This is a genomic window from Bradyrhizobium sp. CCBAU 45394 (assembly GCF_028128655.1).
In the GTDB taxonomy this organism is placed as follows: Bacteria; Pseudomonadota; Alphaproteobacteria; order Rhizobiales; family Xanthobacteraceae; genus Bradyrhizobium; species Bradyrhizobium diazoefficiens.
The window spans coordinates 99,606-124,627 of the sequence record NZ_LBIX01000009.1; the positions used below are offsets into that span (position 1 = coordinate 99,606).

The 25,022-nt window shown below is 64.6% G+C and carries 30 protein-coding genes; 9 read left to right on the top strand and 21 right to left on the bottom strand.

Translation table 11 applies throughout. The features are described from left to right. Positions 1-61 precede the first annotated feature (61 nt). On the bottom strand, positions 62-1,870 hold the full coding sequence (gene xoxF5, locus WN73_RS06555) for a lanthanide-dependent methanol dehydrogenase XoxF5 (protein WP_011088953.1): 1,809 nt from the start codon (positions 1,868-1,870) through the stop codon (positions 62-64). 515 nt (positions 1,871-2,385) lie between these two features. On the opposite strand from xoxF5, the gene WN73_RS06560 reads away from it, so the two are divergent. Further along, complete coding sequence (locus WN73_RS06560) at positions 2,386-3,354, top strand: helix-turn-helix domain-containing protein (RefSeq protein ID WP_028174358.1); 969 nt, start codon at positions 2,386-2,388, stop codon at positions 3,352-3,354. A 38-nt stretch (positions 3,355-3,392) separates the two neighbouring features. Here the strand turns inward: WN73_RS06560 and WN73_RS06565 are convergent, their stop codons facing one another. The 6 genes from WN73_RS06565 to WN73_RS06590 form a co-directional block, all read right to left on the bottom strand. Beyond that, a complete protein-coding gene (locus tag WN73_RS06565; RefSeq protein WP_271552163.1) occupies positions 3,393-3,818 on the bottom strand; it encodes a hypothetical protein in 426 nt (141 codons plus the stop codon). 141 nt (positions 3,819-3,959) lie between these two features. Beyond that, positions 3,960-4,973: a Bug family tripartite tricarboxylate transporter substrate binding protein gene (locus tag WN73_RS06570; RefSeq protein ID WP_271552126.1), complete on the bottom strand. Its 1,014-nt coding sequence runs from the start codon at positions 4,971-4,973 to the stop codon at positions 3,960-3,962. Positions 4,974-5,007: 34 nt separating this feature from the next. Next, positions 5,008-5,163, bottom strand: coding sequence for a hypothetical protein (locus WN73_RS06575; protein ID WP_162603449.1), 156 nt, complete (start codon positions 5,161-5,163; stop codon positions 5,008-5,010). A 180-nt stretch (positions 5,164-5,343) separates the two neighbouring features. Next, positions 5,344-6,267, bottom strand: a complete 924-nt coding sequence (locus WN73_RS06580; protein WP_097532461.1) for a substrate-binding periplasmic protein — start codon at positions 6,265-6,267, stop codon at positions 5,344-5,346. Then, on the bottom strand, positions 6,264-6,620 hold the full coding sequence (locus WN73_RS06585) for a c-type cytochrome (protein WP_028174362.1): 357 nt from the start codon (positions 6,618-6,620) through the stop codon (positions 6,264-6,266). The genes WN73_RS06580 and WN73_RS06585 overlap by 4 nt, the downstream gene beginning before the upstream one ends. 10 nt (positions 6,621-6,630) lie before the next feature. Further along, a complete protein-coding gene (locus tag WN73_RS06590) occupies positions 6,631-8,295 on the bottom strand; it encodes a methanol/ethanol family PQQ-dependent dehydrogenase (RefSeq protein WP_110116828.1) in 1,665 nt (554 codons plus the stop codon). Between the two features lie 341 nt (positions 8,296-8,636). Here WN73_RS06590 and WN73_RS06595 point away from each other — a divergent pair, with 341 nt between their 5' ends. The 4 genes from WN73_RS06595 (at position 8,637) to WN73_RS06610 (ending at position 10,682) form a co-directional block, all read left to right on the top strand. Beyond that, positions 8,637-9,029 carry an EF-hand domain-containing protein gene (locus WN73_RS06595; RefSeq protein WP_271552127.1) on the top strand — a complete coding sequence of 131 codons (393 nt, stop codon included), beginning with the start codon at positions 8,637-8,639 and terminating at the stop codon, positions 9,027-9,029. A 171-nt stretch (positions 9,030-9,200) separates the two neighbouring features. Continuing rightward, positions 9,201-9,281: a pyrroloquinoline quinone precursor peptide PqqA gene (gene pqqA / locus WN73_RS06600; protein ID WP_008562446.1), complete on the top strand. Its 81-nt coding sequence runs from the start codon at positions 9,201-9,203 to the stop codon at positions 9,279-9,281. A gap of 25 nt (positions 9,282-9,306) precedes the next feature. Beyond that, positions 9,307-10,212 (top strand): hypothetical protein, encoded by a 906-nt coding sequence (locus WN73_RS06605; RefSeq protein WP_038966738.1) that lies wholly within the window; start codon positions 9,307-9,309, stop codon positions 10,210-10,212. Between the two features lie 260 nt (positions 10,213-10,472). Then, positions 10,473-10,682: a hypothetical protein gene (locus tag WN73_RS06610; RefSeq protein ID WP_011088944.1), complete on the top strand. Its 210-nt coding sequence runs from the start codon at positions 10,473-10,475 to the stop codon at positions 10,680-10,682. Positions 10,683-10,692: 10 nt separating this feature from the next. Here WN73_RS06610 and WN73_RS06615 read toward each other — a convergent pair whose 3' ends face one another. From WN73_RS06615 to WN73_RS06635, 5 genes are read right to left on the bottom strand one after another with little or no spacing between them, the layout of a single operon-like run. Continuing rightward, a complete protein-coding gene (locus WN73_RS06615) occupies positions 10,693-11,040 on the bottom strand; it encodes a hypothetical protein (RefSeq protein ID WP_182872250.1) in 348 nt (115 codons plus the stop codon). A 26-nt stretch (positions 11,041-11,066) separates the two neighbouring features. Beyond that, positions 11,067-11,864, bottom strand: coding sequence for a pentapeptide repeat-containing protein (locus WN73_RS06620; protein ID WP_271552128.1), 798 nt, complete (start codon positions 11,862-11,864; stop codon positions 11,067-11,069). Positions 11,865-11,910: 46 nt separating this feature from the next. Further along, a complete protein-coding gene (locus WN73_RS06625) occupies positions 11,911-12,651 on the bottom strand; it encodes an ABC transporter ATP-binding protein (protein WP_162603703.1) in 741 nt (246 codons plus the stop codon). Then, positions 12,641-13,378 carry an ABC transporter permease gene (locus WN73_RS06630; protein WP_011088940.1) on the bottom strand — a complete coding sequence of 246 codons (738 nt, stop codon included), beginning with the start codon at positions 13,376-13,378 and terminating at the stop codon, positions 12,641-12,643. Before WN73_RS06630 ends, WN73_RS06625 begins: the two co-directional genes overlap by 11 nt. A 1-nt stretch (position 13,379) precedes the next feature. After that, on the bottom strand, positions 13,380-14,360 hold the full coding sequence (locus tag WN73_RS06635; protein WP_271552129.1) for an ABC transporter substrate-binding protein: 981 nt from the start codon (positions 14,358-14,360) through the stop codon (positions 13,380-13,382). Positions 14,361-14,447: 87 nt separating this feature from the next. On the opposite strand from WN73_RS06635, the gene WN73_RS06640 reads away from it, so the two are divergent. After that, a complete protein-coding gene (locus tag WN73_RS06640; protein WP_038966733.1) occupies positions 14,448-14,807 on the top strand; it encodes a hypothetical protein in 360 nt (119 codons plus the stop codon). A 120-nt stretch (positions 14,808-14,927) separates the two neighbouring features. Here WN73_RS06640 and WN73_RS06645 read toward each other — a convergent pair whose 3' ends face one another. Together WN73_RS06645 and WN73_RS06650 are read right to left on the bottom strand one after the other, a co-directional pair. Then, positions 14,928-15,746 (bottom strand): quinoprotein dehydrogenase-associated SoxYZ-like carrier, encoded by an 819-nt coding sequence (locus WN73_RS06645; protein WP_271552130.1) that lies wholly within the window; start codon positions 15,744-15,746, stop codon positions 14,928-14,930. A gap of 70 nt (positions 15,747-15,816) precedes the next feature. Further along, a complete protein-coding gene (locus tag WN73_RS06650; RefSeq protein ID WP_271552164.1) occupies positions 15,817-16,743 on the bottom strand; it encodes a quinoprotein relay system zinc metallohydrolase 2 in 927 nt (308 codons plus the stop codon). 129 nt (positions 16,744-16,872) lie between these two features. Between WN73_RS06650 and WN73_RS06655 the strand changes: the two genes are divergently transcribed. Further along, a complete protein-coding gene (locus tag WN73_RS06655) occupies positions 16,873-17,754 on the top strand; it encodes a substrate-binding domain-containing protein (RefSeq protein WP_038966732.1) in 882 nt (293 codons plus the stop codon). After that, entirely contained in the window at positions 17,751-18,308 is a 558-nt protein-coding gene (locus WN73_RS06660; protein ID WP_028174375.1) for a PQQ-dependent catabolism-associated CXXCW motif protein, read from the top strand. Before WN73_RS06655 ends, WN73_RS06660 begins: the two co-directional genes overlap by 4 nt. Before the next feature lie 135 nt (positions 18,309-18,443). Here WN73_RS06660 and WN73_RS06665 read toward each other — a convergent pair whose 3' ends face one another. The 6 genes from WN73_RS06665 to WN73_RS06690 all read right to left on the bottom strand — a co-directional run bounded on the left by WN73_RS06665 (position 18,444) and on the right by WN73_RS06690 (position 23,483). Next, complete coding sequence (locus WN73_RS06665; RefSeq protein ID WP_011088933.1) at positions 18,444-18,743, bottom strand: copper-binding protein; 300 nt, start codon at positions 18,741-18,743, stop codon at positions 18,444-18,446. Between the two features lie 136 nt (positions 18,744-18,879). Further along, the gene (locus tag WN73_RS06670) at positions 18,880-19,494 is read right to left on the bottom strand and encodes a hypothetical protein (protein ID WP_271552131.1); all 615 of its coding nucleotides are present in this window, start codon (positions 19,492-19,494) and stop codon (positions 18,880-18,882) included. Beyond that, a complete protein-coding gene (locus tag WN73_RS06675) occupies positions 19,491-20,339 on the bottom strand; it encodes an ABC transporter permease (protein ID WP_110116823.1) in 849 nt (282 codons plus the stop codon). Before WN73_RS06675 ends, WN73_RS06670 begins: the two co-directional genes overlap by 4 nt. After that, on the bottom strand, positions 20,336-21,145 hold the full coding sequence (locus WN73_RS06680; protein ID WP_110116822.1) for an ABC transporter ATP-binding protein: 810 nt from the start codon (positions 21,143-21,145) through the stop codon (positions 20,336-20,338). Before WN73_RS06680 ends, WN73_RS06675 begins: the two co-directional genes overlap by 4 nt. After that, positions 21,142-22,110 carry a YVTN family beta-propeller repeat protein gene (locus WN73_RS06685; protein WP_028174379.1) on the bottom strand — a complete coding sequence of 323 codons (969 nt, stop codon included), beginning with the start codon at positions 22,108-22,110 and terminating at the stop codon, positions 21,142-21,144. Before WN73_RS06685 ends, WN73_RS06680 begins: the two co-directional genes overlap by 4 nt. A 191-nt stretch (positions 22,111-22,301) precedes the next feature. Further along, positions 22,302-23,483: an ABC transporter substrate-binding protein gene (locus WN73_RS06690; protein WP_271552132.1), complete on the bottom strand. Its 1,182-nt coding sequence runs from the start codon at positions 23,481-23,483 to the stop codon at positions 22,302-22,304. A gap of 59 nt (positions 23,484-23,542) precedes the next feature. Between WN73_RS06690 and WN73_RS06695 the strand changes: the two genes are divergently transcribed. Further along, entirely contained in the window at positions 23,543-24,112 is a 570-nt protein-coding gene (locus WN73_RS06695) for a DUF3280 domain-containing protein (protein ID WP_271552133.1), read from the top strand. Between the two features lie 49 nt (positions 24,113-24,161). Here the strand turns inward: WN73_RS06695 and fghA are convergent, their stop codons facing one another. Next, complete coding sequence (gene fghA, locus WN73_RS06700; protein WP_271552134.1) at positions 24,162-25,007, bottom strand: S-formylglutathione hydrolase; 846 nt, start codon at positions 25,005-25,007, stop codon at positions 24,162-24,164. Positions 25,008-25,022 lie beyond the last annotated feature (15 nt).

The window sequence follows — 25,022 nt, forward strand, 5'->3', positions numbered from 1 at the left end:
TCGGTGGAGACGAGCCGGCGCGTGGAGTTGATCCACGCGCCGGAGCGACACGAAGGTAGGGCTAGTTCGCCGGCAGCGAGAACACGGTCAGCGTACCGCCGAGTGCCGTGTAGTTGCTGAGGGCCGCGTAGCCACCGACTGCGCCGAGACCGGCGGTCGGATCGGTCAGGCCTGCGGCGAGACCGATGCCGGCCCATCCGCCGACGCCCGAGAGCACTGCGACGTACTGCTTGCCGCCGTTCTCATAGGTCGTGACGTTGCCGATGATGCCGGACGGAGTCTTGAACTTGTAGAGCTCCTTGCCCGACTTGGCGTCGACCGCCTTCAGGTAGCCTTCGAGCGTGCCGTAGAACACCACGCCGCCGGCGGTTGCGAGCGCACCCGACCAGACCGAGAACTGCTCCTTGTTCGACCAGACGATCTTGCCGGTCTTGCCGTCCCAGGCGATGAAGTTGCCCATGTGGCTTTCACCCTGCGGCGGATACATCGAGAGCGTCGCACCCACATAGGGCTGGCCCGCGGTGTAGCTCACCTTGAACGGCTCGTAGTCCATGCAGACGTGGTTGGTCGGAACGTAGAACAGCTGCGTGTCCGGCGAGTAGGCTGCCGGCTGCTCGTCCTTGGTGCCGAGCGCGGCCGGGCAGATGCCCTTCACGTTGTGGTCCTCGCCCGCCTTGTCGGTCGAAGCTGCGTCGAGCACCTTCGGACGGCCATAGGTCGGCGAGTTCTTGTCCATGTCGACGCCGGAGGTCCAGTTCACCTTCGGATCGTACTTTTCGGCAACCAGCAGTTCGCCGCTTTCACGGTCCATGGTGTAGCCAAGGCCGTTGCGGTCGAAATGCGTCAGGAGCTTGCGCGCCTGGCCATTGATCTGCTGATCCGAGAGGATCATCTCGTTGACGCCGTCATAGTCCCACTCGTCGTGGGGCGTCATCTGGTAGACCCATTTGGCCATGCCGGTGTCCGCGTCGCGTGCGAAGATGGTCATCGACCACTTGTTGTCGCCCGGACGCTGCTTCGGATTCCAGGTCGAAGGATTGCCCGACCCGTAATAGACGAGGTTCAGAGCGGGATCGTAGGACATCCAGCCCCAGGTGCAGCCGCCGCCGATCTTCCATTGGTCGCCCTGCCAGGTCTTCAGCGAGGAGTCGGCGCCGACGGGCTTGCCGAGCGACGTCGTCTTGGCCGGATCGACTTTGATCTGGTCGTCCGGACCTTCGGAGAAGGCGCGCCAGACCTGCTTGCCGCTCTTGAGATCGTAAGCGGTGACGTGGCACTGCACGCCGAATTCGCCGCCGGAGATGCCGACCAGGACCTTGTCCTTGACGACCAGCGCCGCCGAGGTGCCGGTCTGGCCCTTGCTCGGATCGCCGTTCGTCGCCGACCAGGCCACCTGGCCCGTCTTGGCGTCGAGCGCGACGAGGTTGGTGTCGGCCTGATGCAGGATGATCTTGCCGTCGCCATAGGACAGGCCGCGGTTGACCGTATCGCAGCACATCACCGGGATGACGTTCGGGTCCTGCTTCGGCTCGTACTTCCAGACGATCTTGTTCTCGTTGGAAAGGTCAATAGCGTAGACCTTGTTCGGGAACGGCGTATGGACGTACATCATGTTGCCAATGATCAGCGGGCCACCTTCATGGCCGCGCAGCACGCCGGTCGAGAAGGTCCAGGCGACCTGGAGCTTGCCCACGTTTTGTGCGTTGATCTGGTTCAGCTTGGAATAGCGGGTATTGGCATAGTCGCCCGCCGGCATCACCCAGTCCTTCGGGTTCTGCGACATCTTGATCAGCTCGTCATTGGCTGAAGCGCTGCCGACGGCGAGAGCCGCCGCGGAGCCAAGATAGGTCGCCAGTAGCACCTTGCGCATAGTTATTCCTCCGTTGGTATCGTTTATTGTTTCCGAAGCGTTGCTCAATCACCGGGCTTCTCGTCCGGCGTCTGCTCGTGCAGGGCGGTCACGATTGGGACCAGAAACGATGGTGCGGTGTTTCCTCCTCCTGATGAGAGCCACGGGTCCACGTGCAGGAGCGGCCCGTTCTTGTTGTTCCTGCCGCAATCCCTAACGACTTCGTCATCGGGAAACTTGCCCAAGAGGGAAGCCGGTTTGCTTGACAGCGCACGGACGCGAAGATTTTGATTTTGCAGTAGCGAATTCAGCGGCTTCCGCGTCGCTTCGGGACCGCGCTCTGCGCTCAGGTTCCCCTTGACGGCGCTGCAACTAAGGCGGAGGATTAACCTTCAAGGGTGGCAATGAAACGATGGCGCTCGTTGCAGAAGACCGCTCAAATTCGAGGTAAACGTCACGCAATCTCGGCTGAGGGCTCCGGAAGCGCTGGTCGCGATTCGCGTCGAAATTTCCGAATCAAACCAGTGGCTGGATTAATGTCCGACACCATTCACACGCTCTCGACGACGGGAATGACGCCGAAGCGCCAGATCCAGAGCTGGATCGACGGGCTGACCAGTCTGTGTGGGCATTTCGACGTCGATCCGCTGGAGGCGTCCTCGCTCGAGGGCCGCATCGACTACACCACCGTCTCGCGCCTGAAGCTGTGTCAGATCGAGGTCAGCCAGCATCGCATCGCGCACACGCTGGCGCGCGCCAAGGCCAACGAACACCCGTACATAAAAATCCACTTCCAGACCTACGGCGTGTCCTATTTCGAGCAGGAAGGCCGTCACATCGAAATCAATCCCGGCGACATCATCGCCTATGACGTATCCTGCCCGCATTCGATCATCAGCCCCGCCTTCACGCGTCACGACGTGGTGATCGTGCCGAAGGCACTGCTGCGCGACCGCGGCTTCCCGTCGCAGCGGATGCCGGCCTGCAAATTGTCGGCGAAGACGGGCACGGGGCGGATCGCCCACGATTTCGTCCACGCGACATTCGACGAGGCGGCCAAGCTGTCGGCGAATAGCGCGGTCGGCGTCGCCGATTCGCTGATCGACCTTTTGCTGCTGCCGCTGCGCGAAGCCGACACGATGTTCGATCGGGTCGGGCCCGAGGCGATGTATGTGCGCGCGCAGTTCTTCATCCGCGAGCACCTGCGCGATCCGGATCTGTGCATCGACCAGATCTCCGCCGAGCTCGGCTGCTCCAAGCGCTATCTGCACATGCTGTTCTCCGAGCGCGGCACCACGGTGAGCGATTACATCTGGCAGGCGCGGCTTCAGAACTGCCGTCAGGAGCTCGAGGCCCACGCCGGCAAGACCATCACCGACGTGGCATTCTCCTGGGGCTTTTCCAGCTCATCGCATTTCAGCCGCGTATTCCGGAAATATTTCGGCGTGGTGCCGTCCTCGATCCACAAGGGGCAGCAGAGCGCCGCGGCCGCGAACGAGCATTAGGCGCACGCCGGGGAGCTCCCGGCGAGCGGCCAATGCGCTCATGCCGTCGTCGCAATGTAGGGAATGCTGGCCAGCAGAGCGGCAAGCAGGACCGCGTTGCACAGCATCCCGCTCCAGTGCAGCCGGCGTAGCCGCCGCGGAGCCTCGGTGTCGCCCGCATCACTCGCGCTGAGCTGGTCGTCCATCCGCTGCATGAACCAGCGGCGCCCGCCAATCGCCACAGCTGCAAGCAGGCCGACCGCCGCGGCGAAGAGCGGCCGTCCGGCGAGGAGGAAAGCCGCCGTCCCGATGATTCCGGCAACGCCCATGACCAGGAAATGGGCATTGAACATTCCACGCAGCAGCAGGGCGACGGGCCGGATGTCGAGCTTCACCAGCAGGAAGGCGGGCGAGGCCAGCGTGAAATAGCCCATCGGAAAGAGCAGGATGATCATGGCGGCTATGGCGATGGCATCTGGCGTCATGCGATCGGCCTTTCTCGTTCGGACCCCGAGGTTCTCCGGCACCACCTATGATAGTGGGGGCCGTCGCCGACATCGACCTAGGCTTTGGTCGGATGCCGTGCCGCACCGCGGAAGCGCGTCCGATGCGCCATGCCCAAAGGTTCAAGCCGGCTCGAGGCCCAACGACCGCGCGCTCTCGATCCAGATCGGCAGCTCGCGCTGATACAGCGCATTGGTCTCCTTGAAGCCGATCGCGGGTTCGAGCACGAAGGTCGCGAGCACCTCCTTCACCTTCGGATCGCTGTTGGCGGCGACGCAGAGCTCGGCCAGCCGGTCGACCACCGGCTGCGGCGTTGCCTTCGGCACCGCCCAGCCGGTGAACCCGCTGACGGTGAAGAATTTCGACGTGGCGCCCTGTTCGGGGAGGGTCTTGATGGCCGGAATCGCGTCGACCTTCTTCGAATGCACCGCGAACACGGTGCCGCGGTCGCTTTGCAGGACCGATTGCGCGGCCGTGTAACTGCCCATCGCGGCATCGAGCGTGCCTTCCAGCATTCCGGTCCACATCGGGGCTTCGCCGCGGTAATGGACCGGCTCGATGTTGAGGCCGTATTGCTTGTTAAGCTCGTTGATCGTCATGTGCGGGGACGAGCCCGCGCTGTAGGTGCCGAAGTTCACCTTGCCGCTCTTGCGCGCGAACGCGACGAAATCTTCCAGCGTCTTGACGCCGGTCTTGGGGTTCGCGACCAGCAAAAGGCCGGCGCCCGGAATGACGCTGACGAGCGTCAGGTCCTTGTCCATGTCGTAGCCGGGATTCTTCATCACCACCCGGTTCATGATGTAGGTGGTCGAGATCGAGCACAGGATGGTGTGGCCGTCGGGCTCCGCGCGGGCAACCTCGGCCGTGCCGATCGCGCCGGCGGCGCCGGGCTTGTTCTCGATCACGACGGTCTTGCCGACCTGCTTGGAGATGAATTCGCCGTAGGCGCGCGCGAGCAGGTCGGTCTGTCCGCCGGCCGGGTAGCTGCAAATCATGCGAACCTGCCGCGACGGCCAGGTGCCTTGAGATGTGCCTTGCGATGTGCCCTGCGCCGAGGCGCTGCGCGCGAGGAAGGGCATCGCGAGTGCGGTGGTGCCGGCGGCGACGAAGTGGCGGCGATCGAGTTTTGCGGACATGATTCTCTCCCGGATTTTTACCGAAGCTACTGCATCACGCCGTCTCTGCCATGGTCGGCAGGCGAGACAGATTGGCGCATTGGAAGGTATGGCGCTGCTTGTTCGGACCGACGATCAGCGCGCGCAGCAGCTCGCCGGTCTTGATTTCCCGGGAGAGGGTGGCGCGCAGGTCTGTGGCGGAGGCGCTCACGACTTCACCAAATGGCCGAATGAACCGCCGCACTATACGAAGTGAGACGCTGCCAGCCACATCCGCCGTCATTCCGGGAGCGCGCGAAGCGCGCAGGCCCGGAATCCATTGGGGCCGCATGCTCTGCGGAGAAATGGATTCCGGGTTCGCCCTGCGGGCGCCCCGGAATGACGAACAGAATCACCGCTGAATGATCTTCATCCAGACATCGCCGAGGATCACGGGCTCCCGCGGCGGCAAATAGGTGAGGCCGGCCTGCCTGCCGAATTCGGCGATCTTGCCTTCAGCTGCGAGCTCGGTCAGTGCCTTGTTGACGGCGTCGATCAGGGCAGGGTCACTGGCAAGCCCGACATAACCACGATTGGCGCCGATCGGATAATAGTAGCCGGACGCGGTGATCGCCGTATCCGGATGCGCGGCGCGGTGGGCATCGAAGCGGCCGAGGTCGATCAGTGTCGCATCATAGTCGCCGCTGGCGAGCGCGCCGAGGAGATCGTCGCGGCCGGGAACGAGATGCGTGATGCCGTCGATCAGGCGTCCCTTGTCGAAGGTCATCAGGATCGCATCGCCGAGCGAGCCGCTCTCGATGGCGAGGCGGAGCCCGGCAAGATCGCCGATGTCGGCGATCTTGCGCCCCTTCGCCTTCGGCCCGAGCACCACCGTCATCGGCGAGTAGACGTAAGGCTGGCTCGGGGTGAGCTCGCCGAGCGCGACGCGGCGCCGCCGGTCCTCGCGCGTGGCACCGGTGAAATCCGGCAGGCGCGCCGTCTTCATGCCGGGCTTGACGAGGGAATCCGTCGTCAGCGCATAGCCGCCGACGAGCGAGCAGCGTCCGTCGGAGAGCAGCGCGTTGGCCTCGAGCTGCGGGCTGGAATCCTCATCCAGCCTGCTCTCGAACCACTGGATCTTCAGCGGTCGTCCGATCCGCTCCGCGATCGCCTGCGCCAGCAGCACATCGAAGCCGGAATCCGCCTTGCCCTTGTGATGCACCGAGAGCGGCGGCCGGTCCTCGTCGAGACAGACGCTCAACGGGCCATCGGCCGCATGCGCAGCGTTGGCCGCGAGGACCGCGGCGAGGCTCCAGGCGGCGAGCCAGCGCTTCATGGCTTCCTCCGGCTCGAGATGAAGACCCAGAGCTCCCCGATCTGGTCCTCGCTGAGGATGTCGCCCCAGGGCGGCATCTTGTTGTTCTTGCCGTTCTTCACGGTGGTGACGAAGCGCGTTTTGTCGTCGGGGAAGGCGCGGAGGTCCGGCGTGATGGTGCCGGAGTTCATCAGATTGGGGCCGTGGCAGTGCGAGCATTTCTCGGCATAGGTCGACTTGCCATGGTCGATCTGCGCCTGCACGGGATTGCCGGTTGCGTCATCCGCGGCACGAGCGGTCGCCGCAAGCGCGACCGTCAGCACCGCGACGGCGGCGATCTTCGCCGCCGTCTTGTAAGCCACTTCTCTCAGCATCTTGCCGGGGCTATTGCTTGACCGCAAAGACCCACAGCGAGCCGCCGGGCGGCACCTTGGCGAGCCGCTCGTCGCCGGAGAACAGCGAGTAGACGCCGCCGTAGCCGCTGGTGACGGCGATGTACTGCACGCCATCCTGCTGCCACGTCACCGGTTGTCCCTCGATGCCGGAGCCGGTCTGGAACTGCCAGAGCTTCTTGCCGGTGTCGGCATCGAAGGCCTCGAACTCGCCGGTCAGGGCGCCCGTGAACACGACGCCGCCCGCGGTCGACAGCACGCCAGAGAAGCGCGGGATGTCGGCGGGCGCCTCCCACTTCGCCTTGCCGGTCATCGGATCAATCGCCTTCAGATGGCCGCGCGCGCCGTCCCCGAATTCCCAGGGATCGGTGAGGTCCATGCCGAGATACCATTCGCCCTGCTTGAAGGTGACCGGTTCGGCCTTGTACTTGCCGCCGAAGGCGAGCGTGTTGGCGTAGGCCAATCCGGTTTGCGGATTGAACGACATCGGCTCCCAGTTCTTGCCGCCGAGGATCGACGGATAGACCGTCACCTTCTTGCCCTCGCGTGCGTCCTTTGAAACGTCGGTCTCGATCGGCCGGCCCGTCTTCATGTCGACGCCGGTCGCCCAGTTCACCTTCACGTAGGGATTGGCCGCGAGCAGCTTTCCGTTGGTGCGGTCGAGCACGTAGAAGAAGCCGTTGCGGTTGGCATCCATCAGCACTTTGGTCGGCTTGCCCTCGACGTTCATGTCGGCGAGGACCATCTCGGCCACGCTGTCATAGTCGAACGGATTGTTCGGCGAGAACTGGTAGTGCCACTTGATCTTGCCGGTCTTGGGATCCATCGCCAGCACGGAGCAGGTGTAGAGGTTGTCGCCGGGGCGCACCGCCGAGTTGAACGGGCCGGGATTGCCGATGCCCCAATAGACCGTGTTCAGCTCGGGATCGTAGGAGCCGGTGATCCAGGTCGAGCCGCCGCCGAGCTTCCAGGTGTCGCCCTTCCAGGTGTCGCCACCGGGCTCGTCGGGAGAGGGGATCGAATGGGTGCGCCAGAGATGCTTGCCCGTCGCCGGATCCCAGCCGTCGATGAAGCCGCGGGTGCCGAACTCGGCGCCGGAGATGCCGGTGATGACGACGCCGTCGGCGACCAGCGGGGCCACCGTCATCGAATAGCCTTCCTTGATGTCGGCCGCCTTCTGCCGCCAAAGCTCCTTGCCGTCCTTGGCGTCGAGCGCGATCACGTTGGCGTCGAGGGTGGTACGGAACACCTTGCCGTCGTAGAGCGCGGCGCCGCGGTTGATGATGCCGCAGCAGACGATGCGCGGCGTCTCGGCGGGATACTCGATCTTGGATTTCCAGATCTGCTTGCCGGTCTTGGCGTCGACCGCCATGGTCGCGTTGTGCGAGGTCACGTAGATCACGCCCTGGTACACCAGCGGCTGCGATTCCTCGCTGCGATCGTCATTGAAGGAGTAGTTCCAGACCGGGACGAGGTTTTTCACCGTGTCCTTGTTGATCTGGTTCAGGGTCGAGAAGCGCTGGAGATTGTAGCCCATCCCGTAGTTGAGAACGTTCGATGTATCGGTCGCACCCTTGACCAGTTGCTCGGTGGTCTGGGCGTTTGCATACGTTGATGCAAGCATGACGAGGCTCGCGGCCATCGCAAAGCGTTTCATCCGTTCCTCCAAATATGCGCGCCTTTTGACGCTGCGACAGCAACACTCCGCCCGAATGCAAAACGCGTCAATACGAAAGTCGTAAGCGTCATGCCGATATGTTGGACGCAGATGTCAGTTACCTTACGGAAACCTGACGACCGACTCTCACTTGTGCGCAGGCGCTGAAAAAATTCCACGGCATGAGGAAATGCCAGCGCGGGGCCGCCGCGCGCGGGCCGACCGGTTCCGCGAGTTGTGCGGCGCGATACTTGCAATTCCAGACTTGAACCGGGCCTCGCTTGTGGACTTATGTCGTTTCGATCCGGCTCGAATCGGAGCTCTTGGTGAGGGAGGTTTTCATGATGTCACGCCGCTCTGTTGCGCTTGCGCTCACGGTTGCATTGCTGTCCGGTCCGGCCTGGTCGGCCTCCGGCAATGCCGTCAAGATGTTTGATACCGACAATGACGGCACGCTCGACCTTGCCGAGGTGAAGAAGGCGGCTACGGCGCTGTTCGCGAAGCTCGATCCCGACCACGACGGGACTCTGGACGCGCGCGAATTGCGCGGACGGCTGACCGCGAAAGAGCTCGCGGCCGCCGACCCCGACCACGACGGGACTCTCACGCTCGACGAATATCTTGCTGTGGTGGAGCAGCGCTTCAACGCGGCGAATCCCGACAAGGACGGAACGCTCGATGCGAAGGAGCTGAACTCGCGCGCCGGCCGCGCGCTGCTGCGCTTGTTGCGGTGAAAGCAGCCGCGCTTGACTGGGAGCGAAGACGGTTTGCCCGAGAGGGAAATTCGCAAGCGATATGCGACAGTTCGCTGTGTTTGCGCTCCGATTCCAGACTTGCGCTGTGCCTGACGCAGCCCTAGGTTTTGCCTCGCGCGATGTCGCGCTCAATACCTTGGGAGACCCCGGATGGCTTGGAAAGCTCCGAAGATCGTGGAAGTGCCGGTCGGCATGGAAATCAACATGTACGCCTGCGCTTCGCGCAAGTAAGACTGACGAACCTGCCGCGGCTTCGATGGCAAACGCCGTCGAAGCCGTGGTAGTGTTCGGGATGCGCGCGAGAGCTCAAACCTTCTGGATCATGGCTGCCTGCACATTCGCGCTTGCACCGACCTGCGTGCACGCCGAGGAGGGCTTTGATACCGAGCACATCTTCGGCTTCATGATCGGGACCGATGTCGGAAATCCCGGCGAGCGCGAATTCCAGAGCCAGACCACGGGGCGGTTCGGCAAGGGCGGCGGCACCTATCGCGCCCTCGCGCAGGAGGTCGAGATCGAGGTGGTGCCGCTCCCGAACTTCCGCATCGAGCTCGGCGCCACCGCCAGCCTGCACGACATCACCGGCGTCCCCGATATCGACGATCGCCGTCAATTCAATTTCCAGGGCGCCTCGCTCGACCTGCGCTATCGCCTGCTCGACCGCGAGCGCGCGCCGTTTGGCCTGACCGTTGCCGCCGAGCTCCACGGCGATCGCATCGACGAGACCAGCGGCGCCAAGGGGCGGATGTACGGCACCGAGTTCACGCTCGCCTTCGATCGCGAGCTGATCCCGAACTTTGCCATCGGCGCCCTCAACCTGATCTATCAGCCGGAATGGGCGCGCTTCGATGTGGCGGGGCTGTCGGAGAAAAGCTCTACGATCGGCGCGGCCTTCGCCGGCCTCGTGCGGGTGCGGCCCAACATGTTGCTCGGCGGCGAGCTGCGCTACTTCCGGCAATACGAGGGCATCGGCCTCGGCGAATTCTCGGGCCAGGCCCTGTTCGTCGGCCCGACCGCCTATTTCCAGCTCTCCGAGCGCTCGCGCCTCACCCTGAGCTGGAGCATGCAGGCCTGGGGCCGCCCGGCCGGATCGGGCGCCAATCTCGACCTCGTCAATTTCGAGCGCCATCAGGCGCGGCTGGTGTTCGGCGTTAATTTCTAATGCAGGGTCGTCATGCCCGAGCTTGTCCCGGGCATCCACGTTCTCTGTACCGCGGAGCAAGGCGTGGATGGCCGGGGATAAGCCCGGCCATGACGATGTGGAAGCGTCAAGGTCTCAAGTTCTAGCCTCGCATGTTAGGACCTCGCGCAGCAGAGAGATCGGCTGTTCCGGCCAACCCTCACGGCGGATTGAAACTTCCGGCTCCTCGGAACGTAGCCTTTCATGCTAAACCTTGATCGCCCTTGCGTGAGGATTCCGGCATGAACCCGATCGACCTGGTGGTGACTGTGTGTGCGGTGCTGTCGCCTGCGACCTGCGAGGAACAGCATCTGGTGTTCAACTATGCGGGGTCGCCGCGGCAATGCGCGATGGCGGCGCCACCCTATATCGCGCAATGGGTTGGCGACCATCCGAAGTGGCAGGCGGTACGGTGGCGCTGCGAATATCCGCACGCGAACGACAAGGCGTGACGCGGCCGTCCTATTTCGTGCAGTCCTTCAGATCCTTGTCGGCGATCGAGAACACCGCGTCGGCCTTGATCTCGATGTCGCGGACGACGCACTGCCGCGCGTTGGGATAGCTGACCTTGGCGTCGTAGCGGCCGGGTTCGACGCCGGTGATGCGCAGCCGCTCGTCGTGGTCCACCTCCTTGTCCTTGTCGTTCAGGCACTGGTTCGGTCCCCACTCGGTCTTGCCGGCGGGCGAGAGCTGGAAGCCGGAGATCGTCTCCGTCGTCAGGTTCCAGAGCCGGATGCCCTTGCCCTTGCTCTGGGCGGTGGTTTCGCCGGCAAACGTCAACAACGCGATCAAGGCCAGAAACCAACGCATCAACCGATCCTCCCAAAGGCGCGCCTTTATTCGCTGATCAGGCGCTCGCGGTTCTTTGCCTTGTCGAAATTCCGGGCGCGGTCAAGGCCGATCGGCGCGATCAGCTTCGCTGAGGTAAGATCAGCGCCCTCGAAATCGGCGTCAGTGACGGTAGCTCCGGTCAGGTCGGCGCCGCCGAGCTGAGCATTTTTGAGCGACGCACCGGTCAGGTCGGCTCCCTTGAGGGAGGCAAATTCAAGATCGACGCGCGACAGGTCGGCGTTGCGCGCGTTCAGCCGTTCCAGATTGGCGGATCGCAGCACGGCGCGCATGAGTCCCATCGACTGGTTGCGCATATCGGCGCCAAGATGCGCATCCGCAATCGAGGCGCCGACCAGGCTTGCGCCGGTGAGGTCGGCCGCGATGCGAGCACCGGTCAGGTCCGCGCCGTCTAGACGCGCGCGCGCCATTTGCGAGGCGAACAGGTTGGCGCCCTTCAGGCTCGCGCCCGCGAGATCGGCGTCCAGCAGCCACGCCTGATCGAGGATCGCATGATCCAGACGGGCACCGGCGAGTTTTGTCTTGTTGAGTCGTGCCGCACGGAAAATCACCGTGGAAAGGTCGAGACCCGAGAGATCGAGCCCCGACAACCGCTTGCCGGTGAAATCGGCCGGCGCCCCGGCGCTCGCTTTGCCCAGGATGGCCTCGACCTCCTGCCGGCTCATTTCCGCGGAGACCATCGCGGGTGACGTGAGGTCGACGTCACGCATCATGTCCTGCGCGCTCGCCATGGTCGCGACGAGAGCGAGGCCAAGCGTCATGAGGGCGACCATTCGCTTCATCATCAGGCTCCGCTACCGGCCCTGTTTACCACGCGCGTTGCGTGGCTGGCTATGAGGCATCACGCCCGGCGCGTTCGCCGCCATGTTCGCCCTGGATCCTCGCCACGAGGTCCGCCTTGATCGTGGCGATCTCTGCGTCGCCGCGTGCCCCACGCGGGATGCTGATGGGCACCTCCGCCAGAATGCGCGCCGGCTGCGGCGACAGGAAGAACAGGCGGTCGCCGAGGCGGACCGCATCGTCGAGGCTGTGGGTGACGAGCAGCGTCATCACGGGGCGGCTTGCGACCAGCGTCGCGATCTCGTCGCGCAGGCGGCCCGCGAGCGCGTCGTCGAGCGAGGCGAGGGGCTCGTCGAGCACGAGCAGATCGGGCTCGACTGCGAAGGCGCGAGCCAGAGCGACGCGCCGGGCAAGACCCAGCGACAATTCGCCGGGAAAGTGGCTGCGATGCGCTTCCAGCTCCAGGATCCTGAACAGCTCCGACAGCTTCGCCTCGGAGATGTCTGGAGCCGCAAGCCGCACATTCTGTTCGACCGAGCGCCACGGCAGCAGCCGCGGCTCCTGGAACACCATCCCGATCCGCGCTTCCGGCGGTCGCGCGACGGTCCCGTGGAAATCGCGGTCGAGCCCGAGGATGATGCGCAGCATCGTGCTCTTGCCACAGCCGGAGGGACCGATCAGCACGCCGACCTCGCCGGATTGAACCGCGAACTTGACCGGGGCCAGCACCTCGTGCGTTTCGCCCGCGGCACTCCTGAACGTCTTGCCTGTGATATCGACTTCAAGCCGCACGGGGCCGCCACCTTGTTGCACGGGCCTCGAACGGCTGCACCAGCACGGTCTCGATCACGAGCACGACGGCGGCGAATGTCAGGGAGTAGGCGAGTAGCCGCGGCGTGTCGAACAGCTGGAACGCGACGCCGATCTCGAAGCCGACGCCGTTCGGCCGTCCCAGGAGTTCGGCGACCAGCACGATCTTCCACACCAGCGACAATCCGGAGCGCGCCGAGGCCGCGATATAAGGCGCAAGCTGCGGCAGCACGACATGGCGGAAGGCACGCCAGCGCGGCATCGCGAACACGCTCGCCATCTCGTCCAGCGAACGGTCGAGCGCGCGCGTGCCCTCGCGCAAGGTGACGATGGCGGTCGGCAGCTTGTTGATGGCGATCGCGGCGATCGCCGCCGCCTCGGTCAGGCCGGCCCAGATATACGCGAGCACGATCACGACCAGCGCAGGCAGGTTGAGCAGCAGGATCAGCCAGGGATCGCCGAGCCGGTCGGCGAGCTTCACCCGCCCCATCAGGTAGCCGATGGCGCTGCCGAGCGACATCGCCAGCACGAAGGCGAGCGCGACGCGCGCCAGCGTGGCGCCGAGATGCAGGAACAGCGCGCCGCTCGACGCTTCCGCGATGATGACGGTGAGCACGGCAGGCGGGGAGGGCAGCTTTGCGCCGCCGACGAACAGCGCTGCAAGCCACCAGGTCGCGAGGAATAGGGAAAACGAGAGCAGACGCAGCACCTCAGTCTCCGGGGACTGCATGATAGAAGGTGCCGGGGTCGAGTTCGGCCGCCGGCCCGACCAGGTCGCGGCCGCCGGTCTCGGCCAACACGCGATAGAGCACGCGCGCATCGGCCTCCTCGTCGGCGATGCTCCGGCGCGGAATGCCGTCGCGATAACGGTCACGGTAGGTCTTGAGCATGACGGCATCGCTCGTGCCGGTGAGCGGCGCGATCTTCTCCCAGGCGGCGTCGGAGGTGACCAGCAGCTGCTTGGCCTTGCGGGTCATCGCAATGAAACGCGCCACCGCATCGCGGTGGCTTGCGGCCCAGCCCTCGTCGAAGACATAACCGACCGCGGAGACCGCGCCCTTGGCCCCCAACTTCGGCAGGATGTCCTCGATGCCGGCGAGGCGGCGAAAGCCCTTGGCCTCGAGCTGGGCGCAGAAATTCCAGAAATTGAGGCTGGCATCCATTTCGCCGTCAAGCGCCTTGGCGGCGATCAAGGGCGGCGCGCCATAGACGATGGTCGCGTCGGACTTCAGGTCGATGCCGTCCTGCTTCATCCGCGCCTGCAGCAGCAGCCAGCTCTTGTCGATCGCGCCACCACCGACGGCGAGCTTGCGGCCCTTGAGGTCGGCGAGCGTCTTGATCGGCGAGGCCGCGGGCACCATTACGGCGCCAAGTGCGCTGGAATAGGGGTAGAAGGTGAGCTTGGCGCCGAGGGCGCGCTCGCGCGACACCCATAGCCAGTCCGACAGGATGATGTCGGCGCTGCCCGCACGCAGCGCGATCTTGCCGGCTTCGGGGCTCGCAAGCTCGGTGACCACCAGCGACAGGTCGGCTTCCTTGTCGAGGCCGCCGGCCCGGATCGCGGCCAGCTCCCAGGAGAATGTTCCGGTCTTCTGCACCGCAAGGCGGATGGTATCCGCGGCGCGGACGCTTGCGACCTGTGTCAGCGCCAGCGTCACCGCGAGCGCCAATGTCCGACCAAGTGCTCTCATCACCTTGTGAGCCGTTTCCTCGAAGGGAGTGCTTTTCAGGAGAATACGCATAGCATAGCTTTCATCGCAACCAGCGGGAGGACGCTCATGAATCTGGCGGGACAGCTACGACCGATTGTCGCCGCATTGGCGGTGCTGGCGGCGACCGTGTCCACGGCGTGCGCGCAGGAGGCCAACGACTATCCGACGGCGGCGCGCGCGGAATATGTCTATGGCTGCATGAAGGCCAATGGCGAGACACGGGCCGCGATCGAGCAATGTTCCTGCTCGATCGACGTTGTGGCGTCCATCGTCACCTATGAGCGCTATGTCACCGCCGAGACCGCGCTCAGCATGTCCCAGGTGCGCGGCAATCTCGGCGTCCAGTTTCGCACGTCGGAGCAGGCGAATTCGGCGGTGAATGATTTGAGGCGGGCGCAGGCGGAAGCCGAGGTGAGGTGTTTCTGATCTAACACCGTCATTCCGGGGCGATGCGAAGCATCGAACCCGGAATCTCGAGATTCTCAGGTGCGCAATCGCGCACCATAGTTCGGTCCCGCGGACCGCCCCGGAATGACGGCGAGACTATCAAGTCCCCGGCTTCTCCACATCCCACTCGTTCCGAAACACATGTCCATCCGTGTCCTTCGCTTCCGCGCGGAAACGCTTGGCGCCGTTGGAGACATAGGTGAAGCGCAGATTGGGATCTTCGGAGATCGAGATGCCGCCTTCCATTGACAGCACGGGGCTGTCGTCCTGCGTCAGCTTCAACTGGTTGATGAAGAAGGCGGGAATATAGAGCTGCGTGACCTGGTCCATTTGCAGGCCGGAATTGTTGGGATGGCCGATCATGATCTGCGCCTCGCGGACGCGGCTCGCCGGCGCGTCCTCGCGCGCGAATTGCCGGTAGCGCATCTGGCCGAGCCGGTTCTTGGCTTCGTCGACATTCTTTCCCGCCGGCGCGGAGCAGCCGCCGGAGGCCTTCACATAGGTCTTGGAAACATAGAGCTGGCCGTCGCTGAGCTCGGCCACCGCGTGGACGTCGGTGTAGTTGTTGACGCGCACGCGCGTGGAGATCTCGCTGACATTGGCATCCGGCCCGAGCTCGAATTTCGCCGCCATTGGCGCCGGATTGCGGTCGATGACCAGCGTGATCGAACGGATACGGCGGGCATCGCCCGGCGAGAGCTTGCTGCGCAGGGTCACCGGCACGATGGCCGCGTCCTCGGCGCGATACGGCATCTCGATGCCGATCACGTCGGCGCCGTCGTTCATCGGACGGTTGCTAAAGATGTCCTGCACCAGGCCCGGCCAGGGATCGTAGGTCTCCTCGGCCTGCGTCGGCGCGGCAAAGGCGACGCCGAGGAGGAGGGCGATCAGGGGCAGGCGGCGTATGCATCCCGTCATGGTCATGGTCCCGTGCGGACGAAGCAGTCAGGGTCCGCGAAGCTCATTCCTGCATAGCGTAGCGCGCCCGCTACTCCCATTCAATTTCCGAAAATGCTGCGGTTGCGTTGCGGGCATTGTAGTCCTCGAACAGCTGCCAGTGCGACCGTTCCGATTCAGCGGCCTTGTCCGCGGCGGTTCGGATCGGCGCGCCCTTCTTGTTGAGTGTGCGGACGTCGGACAGCATCGTCGTGAGATAACGTCGTTCATCGGCCAGCGCCGCAGGCCACTCGCTCACGGGGCCGTGACCGGGAATGACGCGAATTGCCGGAACCGCTTCAAGCTCCCTAAGCAGGGCAAGCCAGCCGCGAATGCTGCCGTCCATGACCGGAATGTGGCGGAGAAAGACGAGGTCGCCCGCGAACAGCGTCTTGGTCGTCTCGTCGAACACCGTCAGGTCATTGTCGCTGTGCGCGGCCGGCCAGGCCCGCAAGGTCAGGCGTCGCGATCCAAGATCGAGCGTCATCGTGTCCGAAACGAGTAGGGTGGGCGGTACGATCTTCACGGGATCGATCAGCCCGCCGCCCATGATGCGACGGAAATTGTCGAGATAGTAGGGACCGCGCGTCGCCAGTGCCTGCGGCAGCCTAGTGTGGCCGACGAAGCTGGTTCCTTCCGCAACGAAGGCTGCATTGCCGAAGACATGGTCGGGATGGCCGTGGGTGTTGATGACGTAGCGGATCGGCTTCTCAGTGCGGGCCCGCACGGCCGCCAACAGCGCCTCGCCCTCGTGCAAGCTGCCGCCGGTGTCGATCACGGCGACCGCGTCAGTGCCCACGATGAAGCCGACATTGGCGATGTCGCCCTTGTTCTCGCGCGTCATCAGGGCAATGGTCCCGGAGTGTACGAAGATTCCCGGCGCGACTTCGCTTACAGGCAATTCGGCTGCATCAGTGCGTGCTAGCGTCGCTATCCCGAGCAGGGTCAGGGCAGAGATCATTGAAGCGATGTGAGACACTTTTCCGCCCCAGTTCAAAGGGTTTGTTGCATTGCACTGCAACAAAGGGAAGCCAGCGCAAGGTTTGGCAAAACATGGCGCGTCATGCGTTGCATGGATAACATTCAAACAAAACGAGGAGGAAGCGCGATGACGGAGGCCGGACGACATCGTCGCGGGTTGTTCTTGCTGTGGGGCCTGGTTGCGTCCTGCGCGCTGGGCGGCGTTGCCATGGCGCAGACCAGCGAGACCGGAGACCTCTCGTTCGAGCTGGTCGACCCGAAGGTGCTGCGGGTCTGCGCCGATCCGCGCAATCTGCCGTTCTCCAACGAGAAGGGCGAGGGGTTCGAGAACAAGCTCGCCGAGCTGTTCGCCGACAAGCTCGGCAAGAAGCTCGACTACGTGTTCTTCCCGCAGGCGACAGGCTTCGTCCGGATGACGCTGGGCGCACATCGCTGCGACGTCATCATGGGTTTCCCGCAAGGCGACGACCTCGTGCAGGGCACCAATCCCTATTACCGCACGACCTATGCGCTGGTCGCAAAGGCCGGCAGCGGGCTCGAAGACGTCGACACGCTCGAAGATACCAGGCTCAAGGGCAAGCACGTCGGCATCGTCGCCGGCACGCCGCCGGCAACCAATATGGCGATCGCAGGCTTGATGGGCGACGCAAAGCCCTATCCGCTGATGATCGACACGCGCTTCGACAATTCCGCGCAGGCGATGATCGACGACCTCTCGGCCGGCAAGATCGACGCCGGCGTGCTGTGGGGACCGATGGCCGGCTTCTATGCCAAGAAAGCCGGCTCGCTCCATGTCACGCCGCTGGTGAAGGAAACCACCGGGCCGAAGCTGGTCTATCGCATCGGCATGGGCGTGCGTCCCGCCGACCAGAACTGGAAGCGGCAGCTCAACAAGCTGATCCAGGAGAACCAGGGCGAGATCAACAAGATCCTGCTCGACTTCGGCGTTCCCTTGCTGGACGAGAGCGACCGGCCGCTCGGCGCGGAGACGGCCAAGAAGGCGCCATGAGGCGGCGCGTTGCCGCTGCACTGGTCGCCGCCGTTCTGGCGGCACCGGCACTGGCGCAGCAGCCGGAGCCGTTCGAGCCCGAGGGCTACCGCACCGACAATTACCGTGCGCCGGTGCCGGCGACGCTCGCCGGCGCGCGCGTGCTCACCACAGCCGAAGCGGAGGCGATCTGGCGGGATAAGAGCGGCGCGTTCATCGACGTGATGCCGCGCGCGCCGAAGCCGAAAAATCTACCCCAAGGTACGGTCTGGCGCGATGCGCCGCGCAGAAACATTCCCGGCAGCCTGTGGCTGCCGGATACCGGCTACGGAAATTTGCCGCCAGCCATGGACGATTATTTGCAGCGCGGCCTCGCGCAAGCGTCGCGCGGCGACAAGGCCGCGCTGCTGGTGATCTATTGCCTGGCCGACTGCTGGATGTCCTGGAACGCCGCCAGGCGTGCATTGGCTTACGGCTATTCCAACATCGCCTGGTATCCTGATGGCACCGACGGCTGGGAGCGCGCGGCATTGCCGACCGACGAAGGGCAGCCGGAGCCGCGGCCGGATCAATAGTAACCGTCATGCCCGGGCATAGCCGTCCGAAGGACGGCGTCGCTTCGCTCGCCTATGTCCCGGGCATCCACGTTCTTCGCGCTGTGGGCGAGGCGTGGATGGCCGGGACAAGCCCGGCCATGACGCCGTGGAGGCCTACTGCTTCTGCAGCTTGGTCAGCGTCCCCGTGCCGTTATTGTCGGTCGCAGAGTAGTTCACCCTGTCGCCGGCATGGACGGCATCCAGCATCGCGGCATCCTTGGCCTTGTACTCCTGGAGCATGCCGGCGCCGCCTGCGCTCCCGCCGACCGTTCCCTTCTGCGTCTGCTGGATCGAGATCGTCCCGTTGAGACGGTCGATCCTGGTGACCATTCCGGTCATGTCGTCAGCAAAAGCGCTGGATGCGAGCACGCTGAGGACCGCAGCGCCTGCGAGGATGAATCTGGTGGTTCCCATCGAGGCCTCCGGGCATTTCGAGATTCACATCGACAAGACATCCTAGAGCGATTTGGTTCCGGCAGATAGCGCGGCAAAGGTTAATAGTCGCAATGAGATCGCGGGAACTTCTGCGGAGCCGTCAGCGAGGTTGACGCTATTCCATTTCCTGCTGGATCACACGGCCGAGCGCGAACAGGCGCTGGTCGATCGCGGTCGGAACCTCGCAGACGAACCGCACCACCTTGTGGCGGTCCTCGAAAATGCGGGTCTTCCAGACCAGCTCGTTGCTGAGCGCCTCGACCTTGGCCTCGTCGCGCGGTGTCGCGCCCTGGAGTGCCTGGAGCTGAATTGTCTCGTCGCGGATCTTGTCGGCGGCGTCGCGCTGCTTGCGGCTGACCCGTTCGAGCCCGTTCATGACCTGCGAGCGCTGGGCGTTGAGGGTGTCGAACAGGCCGGCGAAGAGGAGCTTTGCGTTCGCGGTCTTGTCAGCGGCGGAGCCGGCCAGGAATTCCTTCACCGATTTCTCGGCCTCGTCCAGCGGCGTCTTGCGCGCCGACAGTTTTGAGACCAGCGCGCTGATCTTGGCATCGTCCTTCCACTTGGTCTGGACATCGTCGAGCGCCGGGCCGGCCCAGACGGCGGCGAGCGAGATCTCCGGCACTTTCGCCTGCGTGCAGGGCCAGTCCGGATAGCGCGGATCGGCCGCGCGCGCGGCCGTGCTCGCGGCGGCGAGCGCCAGAACGGCCATGGTCACGGTCCGAGCCTTCATCCTTCGCCTCCCGCAGGGCCCCGTCGCGCCAGCCCGCGCGAGGGATCATAGGCCAGAATCGCGCCGATCATGAAGACGATTGTGCAGGTCGCAACCACCGCCAGCGAGATCCAGTTGATTTGCCCGTAGAGCGCAAAACGGATCAGCTCGACCGCATGGGTGAACGGATTGGCCTCACAGAGATAGTACAGATAAGGGCTGCCCTCCTGCACCCGCCAGAGCGGGTAGAGTGCGGAGGAGGCGAAGAACATCGGGAAAATCACGAAGTTCATCACGCCGGCGAAGTTTTCCAGCTGCTTGATGCCGGACGAGATCAGCATGCCGAGCGAACCCAGCATCAATCCGGACAGGATCAGCGCGGGCAGCACGGTGAAGTAGCCGGATGATGGCGGCGTGATGTCCCAGAACCAGGCGATCAAGAGGAACGCATAGACCTGGAGCAGCGACACCGCGGTGCCCGCCAGCAGCTTGCAGAACAGCAGGAAGCCGCGCGGCAGCGGACTCACCAGCAGCGTGCGCATATTGCCCATCTCGCGGTCATAGACCATCGAGAGCGAGGACTGCATGCCGTTGAAGAGCTGGATCATCGCCATCAGCCCCGGCGCGATATAGACCTCGTAGAGGATGTAGGTCTCGTAGGGCGGGATGATGGAGATGCCGAGCACCTGGCGGAAGCCGGCCGCGAAGATGAAGAGCCACACCAGGGGGCGCACCAGCGCCGAGACGAAGCGTTCGCGCTGATGCAGGAAGCGCAAGCCCTCGCGCCAGACGATGCCGGTGAGGCAAGTCATGTACTCTTGGAACGAGAAGCCGCGCGGCGCCTCGCGCGTGGTGATGCTGCTCATACGCCGCCTCCCGGCACTACTTGCGCGCCGGTCAGGCGCATGAAGGCGGTGTTGACGTCCTGTGCGCCGGCTTCGGTGACGACGCGGCTCATCGGCCCCTGCGCCAGCACCTTGCCCTGGTGCAGCACCACGAGGTCGTCCCCGGCCATGATCTCGTCGAACAGATGCGTGGCCCAGAGCACGCCGATGCCTTGCTCGGTGACGAGCTGGCGGACGTGGCTGATGATATCGGCGCGCGCCTTGACGTCGAGGCCGACGGTCGGCTCGTCCAGCAGCAACAGGCGCGGCCGGTGCAGCAGCGCGCGTGCGATCTCCAGCCGCCGCATCTGGCCGCCGGAGAGATCGCGCACCTTGCTGCCGGCGCGCTCGGAGAGGCCGATGCGGCCGAGCAGTTCGGCGCTGCGCGCGGCCGCCTCGCGGCGGCTGATGCCGTGCAGCGCGGCGTGATAGAGCAGGTTCTGCGTCAGCGACAGGTCGAGATCGAGCGTGCGCGGCTGGAACACGACGCCGAGCAGCCGCAGCGCCTCGCCGGGGCTCTTGCTGACGTCATGACCGAAGATGCCGACGCGGCCGGACTGGATGCCGAACAGCCGCGTGATGAGCGAGAACAGCGTGCTCTTGCCGGCGCCGTTGAGGCCGAGCAATGCGGTGAAGCTCGCGGGCTGCACGTTGAAGGAGACGTCCATCAACGCCCGGCGCGGGCCGTAGGCATGGCTGACGCCGTCGACCGACAGCGCCGGCACCGCCGCCGGATCTAGCTTCGGCGCGCTGTCGCGCGGCTCGGCGATGGAGGCGGGACTGGTCATGGCGCGATCGCGATGCCCCAGGGCAGTTCGCCCACCTGAATGGTCTTGATCACCTTCTGCGCGGCGACGTCGATCACGGAAACATCGTTCGACACGCCGTTGGTGGTGAGCAGGTATTTTTCGTCCGGCGTGAACGCCATGTGCCAGACCCGCTGCCCGACCAGCAGGTATTTCGTCACCTTCCGCGTCGCGACATCGACCACGGCGATACGGTTGGCGGGGCCGAGCGCGACGAAGGCGGTCTTGTCGTCCCTGGTCATGCCGATGCCGACCGGCTGGATGGCCTCTTTCCGCAGGCCCGGAATCTCGAACGTGACCTTGCCGATCACCTCGTGCTTCCCGGGATCGATAATCGAGACAGTGCCGCCGATCTCCGAGGACACCCACAATTCGGAAGCGTCGTGCTTGAACTCCGCAAAGCGCGGCCGCGCGTCGACCAGCACGTTGGCGACGATCTGGCGCGAGGCGGTGTCGATGAAATGCGCCATGTTGGTCGTCTCGGACGTGTTGATCAGCGTCTTGCCGTCGGGGCTGATGGTCATGCCCTCGGGCTCGACGCCGACCTGGATGTCGCCGAGGCGGGCGCGCTTCTCGAGATCGATCACGGTCACCGTGTTGTCGTTCTCGTTGGCGACATAGAGGATCTTGCCGGCGGCATCCTGGGCGAACAATTCGGGATCTGGGCCGGAGGGCAGGCTGTCCACCACGCTTTGCGTCTTGGCGTCGATCACCTGGATGGTGTCGTCGTCGCCGACCGCGACCATCACGAACTTGCCGTCGCGCGTGAAGTCGATGCCGCGCGGGCGCTGGCCGACCTTGATGGTCTTGGTCACGGTCCAGCTGTCGGTATCGATCACCGAGACCGTGTTGCTCTTCTCGTTCGAGACATAGGCGATGTAGGCGTGCGCGGGCGCGGTCATGAGCGCCAGTCCGGAGAGAAGCCCAACACGCCACATGCGCGACATTCCGCTGCGGATTGGTTTCACCTCCCCCGCTTGCGGGGGAGGTCGCATCGCATCGATAGATGCGATGCGGGTGGGGGCTCGCTCCTCTTGGGGGCTCTCGTGCGCGGAGACACCCCCACCCCAACCCTCCCCCGCAAGCGGGAGAGGGGGCGCAGCGTCGTTGCGGCGAGGGCTCGATCTCATCACATCGCTCACTTCAATTTGCATTTGCTCTCCGGACGGTCGTAGCCGAGCGTATCGAGCTCGGAGACCTGGTGCAGAAAACCTTCCTGCGGCGACACCGACACCACCATGCGGCCGTCGACCAGCAGGATCGGCTGGCGCAGCTGGAGATTCCAGTCGCGCAGCGTCAGCCGCGTGCCCTTGAAGGCGGCGACCGAAAAATCCGGCCCCTTGATGAAATCTGCGACCTTTTTCACATCGCCGGAATTGGTGCGCGAGGTGGCTTCGCCGATCATCCGCACAGCCGTCCACGCTTGCATGTCGAGCGCCGTCATCCGCCGCGAGTTCAGCTTGATGAAGCGGTTCTGCATCTGGATTGCGCCCCACTGGTCCTGCGCGGCGTCCCAGCTGCGCGGCACGAGGCCCGCCGAGCCGGCGACGGGCCGCGGATCCCAGGTGCGGTAGGGCAGATAGGCGCCGAACACCTCGCTCTCGTCGGCGGCGACCAGCACGTCGTAGCTAGGGGCCTGCTGCGTGAACACCGGCATCTGGCGCTGGATCAGCGTCACGCCCGAGTCGGTGCGGCGCGCTCCGCCGGCATCTTCAAAGGTGCGCTCCTGCACGATCTTGGCGCCGAATCGTGTGGCCGTGCGCCTCAGCGCATCGGCGAACAGCTTGTCCTCGTCACGCGAGCCGACCACGAGCAGCCAGCGCTTCCACTGCTTCCACACCAGATACTGGCCGAGCGCGTCTGCCAGCATCGCGCGCGTCGGCGCGGTGTGGATGACATTGGCGCGGCAATCGGCCTCGCGCAGCCGCTCGTCGATCGCCCCGGCGTTGAACAGCAGCGTGCCGCGCTCGCGCAGGGCGTCGGCCACTTTCAGCAGCGCATCCGCCGGCAGATCGGCGATGATGAAGCCGTTCTTCTCTGCGAGCGCGGTCGCGGCCGGCACCGCGTCCTCGCCTTCCCTGATGCGGCGCTCTTCCAGCGCAAAGCGCTGGCCCAGGAATTTTCCGGTGGTGTTGTTGTCCTCGATGGCGAGGCGTGCGCCGGCGACGCCGTCATTCTCCGCGGGCTGCTCGACCAGCGACAGCGTCGATCTGGTGCCGGCGAGTCCGAGATAGCCGACGCCGATCATGACAGGGTCGGCCGCGAACGCGCTCGTCGCAGCAAGACCTAAGCCGATCAGGCCGACCAACCATCGGATCATGTTTCCTCCAGGCGTTCTCCCCGGCTTGACCGCCGATGGAGAATTGTCTCTGTTAAAGCATGACCGATTTGTCAGGGCATGCAACCCCGCATTTCGTCCTCGCGACGCGAGGCGGCGGAATCACGATCATGCGAGCGCTGCTATGTTTCGCCGCTTTGCTGTTGACGGGCTCAGTCGCGCTCGCCGATCCGCCGAAGCTCGCCGTGTTCGACTTCGAGCTGATCGACACCAGCCTGCCCGGCGAGTTCTACGGCTCCAAGCCCGAGCTGGTACGGCTGGATCACATCAGCGAGCAGCTGCGGAAGGAGCTGGCTGATTCAGGCCGGTTCCAGGTGCTCGACATCGCGCCGGTCAGGGACGCCGCCCGTCACGCCAACTTACAGGCCTGCGGCGGCTGCGACCTCAAGCTCGCCGGGCAGCTGGGTGCCGACCTGGAGATCACCGGCATGGTGCAGAAGGTCTCGAACCTGATCATCAACCTCAACATCTACCTGCGCGACGTGAAGACCGGCAACATGATCACGGTGGCGAGCGCCGACATGCGCGGCAACACCGACGAATCCTGGACCCGCACGATGAGCTATCTGATCCGCAACCGGTTGCTGGCGCCGAATTACGGCAAGCCATGAGATCTTCGCCTCTCCCCGCGTGCGGGGAGAGGGGGAGGAGAAAGCGAGCTCACCCGTTCAATCTCTCCGCATGCCAGTTGAGATGATCGCCCATGAACGTCGAGATGAAATAATAGCTGTGGTCGTAGCCCGCCTGCCGCCGCAGCGTCAGCGGGATGCTCGCTTTGCTGCAGGCGGCTTGCAGCAGCTCCGGCTTGAGCTGCTCCTTCAGGAAGTTGTCGGCATCGCCGACATCGACCAGGAAGCCCGAGTATTTCGCGCCATCCTCGATCAGCGCCACGGTGTCGTGGCTGCGCCAGTTGTCCTTGTTGGGCCCGAGATAGCCGGTCAGGGCCTTGATGCCCCAGGGCACCTGCGACGGCGCCACGATCGGCGCGAACGCGCTCGCCGCGCGATAGCGGTGCGGGTTGCGTAGCGCCACCGTCAGCGCGCCGTGGCCGCCCATCGAATGGCCCATCACCGACTGCCGCCTGGCATCGACCGGAAAGTTCTCGGCGACCAGCTTCGGCAGCTCGTCGGTGACATAGCTCCACATCCGATAGTTGCGCGCAAACGGCTCCTGCGTCGCGTCGACATAGAAGCCGGCCCCGAGGCCGAAATCATAGGAATTGTTGGGATCGCCCGGCACGTCCGGCCCGCGCGGTGAGGTGTCGGGCGCGACGAAGATCAGGCCGAGCTCGGCGCAGGCCTTGCGGAATTCACCCTTCTCGGTGACGTTGGCATGCGTGCAGGTGAGACCCGACAGATACCAGACCACGGGAAGCTTTGCGCCGTCCGCATGCGGGGGAACGTAGACCGAGAACACCATGTCGGTTCCGGTCGCCTGGCTCGCATGGCGGTATACGCCCTGCACGCCGCCGCAGGATTTATTGGTCGAGACAGTCTGAATCGTCATGCCCTAACTCCAGTG